Genomic DNA, 2,847 nt, shown 5'->3' with positions numbered 1-2,847 from the left:
GACCGTGCCGACGGTCTGGTTGCAAGATCACTTCCTGCATCCGGGCGCACCGACGTGGTACGACGCGTTGGCCACGCTGGTCTACATCACCCACTTTCTGGCGACGCCGATCGTGGCCGCGGTGCTCTGGCTGCGCAATCGCGAGGTCTGGATCCAGTTCATCACCCGGGTCATCGCCTTGTCCGTCGCCGGCCTCGTGACCTATGTCTTCTTTCCCGCGGCGCCACCCTGGTACGCGGCGCGGGAAGGCGTCATCGAGCCGGTTATCCGGGCCTCGTCGCGCGGCTGGCTGTGGCTGCACATCAACCATGCCGGGAACCTGCTCAGCGCGGGTCAACTGGCCGCCAACCCTGTCGCGGCGATGCCCTCTCTCCACACGGCGTTCGCCACCCTGATCGCGTTGTTCGTCATCGGCCGACTGCGATCCCCGTGGCGGTGGCTGATCGTGCTCTATCCCGTCGCCATGGGACTGGCCCTCGTCTACCTCGGTGAGCACTACGTCGTCGATCTCCTCGCGGGTGTGCTCTACGCGGTCGCGGTACACCTGGGCGTCTCGGCGTGGGAACGCCGCCGGTCCCGCCGAGTCGACCCAGTGGTCCAACTATAGACATGTTTGTCCAGATTTAGTGCTCGTTGGTGCGTGTGATTCTCACGGGACTGCTGGCGTATGTGGGACGCAAGTGGCACTCTGGATTTCCAGCGTGGTCGGAGCACGGGGTCATCAAACGAGGAGATCGCGGCGGTGCGCGCACGACGTCGGATTGGGGTGGGCCGTCGCTCTGCCGCGCTCATCTCGATTCTCGCGACGGTGGCAGCGGTCATCGCGGTGCCGGTCACGGCAGTCGCGGACCCGCCGCCGAACCCGTCCGACCAGCAGATCAACAGTGCCAATCAGGCGAAGGACCAGCTCGCCACCGAGGTCGGGCAACTGTCCGCGCAGATCGCGGTCATGCAGAGCAAGCTCGATCGGTTGAACCTCGTGGCCGAGCGCGCCGAGCAGAAACTCGCGCTCGCACTCGAGCGGCTCGAGCAGGCCAAGGACGCTGCGGTGAAGGCGCAGGCACAGGTCAAGGCCGCGCAAGCGGCGATCACGAAGGCCCAGGCTGACTTCGTCGTCTTTGCCCGGGAGGCGTATACCAGCGGCCAGCCGCAGGGCCTCGCCGGCGGCCTGCTGACCGCGAGCGATCCCAACGCGCTCCTGCAGCGGGGGGACTACCTCCGCTACGTCGCGAACTCGCAGCTGGCGGCCATTGGTGGCCTGAGCCGGGCGACGGTGGCCAAGTCCAACGCCGACGCGGCCGCGCGCAAAGCGGTCAACGATCAGACAGCCGCCACCGCCGCTGCGGCGCAGGCCAAACGGGACGCCGACGCGGCCGTCGTCGCTGCCCAGGCCGAGCGGGCCCAGCTGACCCAGCAACTGGCTGATAGCAACGCAAGGCTGGATGCCGCCAAGAGCAAGCTCGCGGAACTGAACAACCAGCGCACCGCCTATCTCGCGTGGAAGGCGGAGCAGGAACGGATCGCGCGGGAGCGGGCGCTGGCGCTAGCCCGGGCCCGGGCGGCTGCCGCGGCAGCTGCGGCGGCTCGAGCAGCGGCCATCGCCGCCGCCGCTGCGCAGGGTGGCCCGGCGGCTGCTGCCGCGGTCACCATGAACCCCGGTGCGAATATCGCGATCGGCGCGAGCGCGGGTGGCGGATGGTCGTCCGCTGCGGCCAACACTGCGGTGGCGCGCGCGATGTCGACACTGGGCATCCCGTACGCATTCGCCGGCGGCACCTTCTGGGGGCCGAGTCGAGGCGTGCCGGTGGACTTCGACTCGCGCAACGACGGCAACGTCATCGGCTACGACTGCTCCGGGCTGACCTTGTTCGCCTGGGGGCCGTACCTGCACATGTCGCACTACGCGCCCAACCAGTGGGGCGTCGGCTCGTACCATCCATCGACCGATCAGCTGCTCCCAGGTGACCTGGTCTTCTGGAGCGAGGACGGCACGGTGGCCGGGATCGGGCACGTTGCTCTGTACATCGGCGGCGGCAACGTCATCCAGGCGCCCTACAGCGGGTCTTACGTCCAGGTGACCCCACTCGGGCAAGTCGAGGCGGGTTACTTCGGCGCCACCCGCCCGCTCACCTAACGATCATTGACGTCTGGGACACCTGGATCCGTGGCGCGCTCGTAGAGGTCGACGAAGCGGCGGTAGGCCTCGTCGACCTCGGCGTAGTCAGCGCCGGCGACCAGGTCGAGCAGCAGGCCGCGGCTGACGGCGACACCGACGCGCAGTTCGGCCGGGTCGGAGGCCACTCCGATTTCCTTCCCGGCCTCGGCCGCGTCGGTGAGCCACGGTTGGGTCAGCGTTTCTCGTAGTCCTTCAGTACCCGGAGCGCCTTGCGCGACAAGCCCGAACACCTCGAAGAAGAGCTTGACGAACGGGCGAAGCTCCTCCCGGCTGACCTCCCCCCATAGGCCGAGCATGAGTTCTCGCGGCGTGTTGGCCTGCTCGGCCATCGCGACCATGACGGCCCGCTGCTGAGCCTCGATCGCCGCGACGATTGCCGCAAGCAGCCCTTCGCGCGAGCCGAAGTGGTAGAGCAGCATGCGGTGGCTGGTAGCCGCGCCACGTGCGATCTCGCGCAGGCTTTTGTCGGCGATTCCCTCCGCTGCGGCGAAGGCGATCACCCGCTCCAAGAGCTGTGCTCTAGCACTCACTTCCTCAGACATGTACCAAATGGTACAGTGCTTGTCATGAAGTGGACCAACACCCTCATGATGTACGCGCCAGCCGAGCTGATCTGGGAGCTCAACACCGATGTCGAACGCTGGCCGGCCCGTACCCCGACCGTGCAGTCC

3 protein-coding genes are annotated in these 2,847 nt (G+C 67.7%); 2 read left to right on the top strand and 1 reads right to left on the bottom strand.

The annotated features are described in order from the left end of the window. Both VN779_RS12235 and VN779_RS12230 read left to right on the top strand, forming a co-directional pair. A partial coding sequence (locus VN779_RS12235) for a phosphatase PAP2 family protein (protein ID WP_325722612.1) occupies positions 1-607 on the top strand: 607 nt, incomplete at its 5' end. Between the two features lie 201 nt (positions 608-808). Next, complete coding sequence (locus VN779_RS12230) at positions 809-2,134, top strand: NlpC/P60 family protein (RefSeq protein WP_325722611.1); 1,326 nt, start codon at positions 809-811, stop codon at positions 2,132-2,134. On the opposite strand, the gene VN779_RS12225 is transcribed toward VN779_RS12230, so the two are convergent. Next, entirely contained in the window at positions 2,131-2,718 is a 588-nt protein-coding gene (locus VN779_RS12225) for a TetR/AcrR family transcriptional regulator (RefSeq protein ID WP_325722610.1), read from the bottom strand. The genes VN779_RS12230 and VN779_RS12225 overlap by 4 nt on opposite strands. Positions 2,719-2,847 lie beyond the last annotated feature (129 nt).

Source organism: Actinocrinis sp., from assembly GCF_035605935.1.
Taxonomy (GTDB): domain Bacteria; phylum Actinomycetota; class Actinomycetes; order Streptomycetales; family Catenulisporaceae; genus Actinocrinis.
Note: the sequence above shows the minus strand (reverse complement) of the source record. Positions and strands in the feature narration are given on the sequence as shown.

What these genes read in the sequence shown, in the direction of transcription:
- VN779_RS12225 (WP_325722610.1), bottom strand. Translation starts at nt 2,718, where the DNA reads ATGTCTGAGGAAGTGAGTGCTAGAGCACAGCTCTTGGAGCGGGTGATC.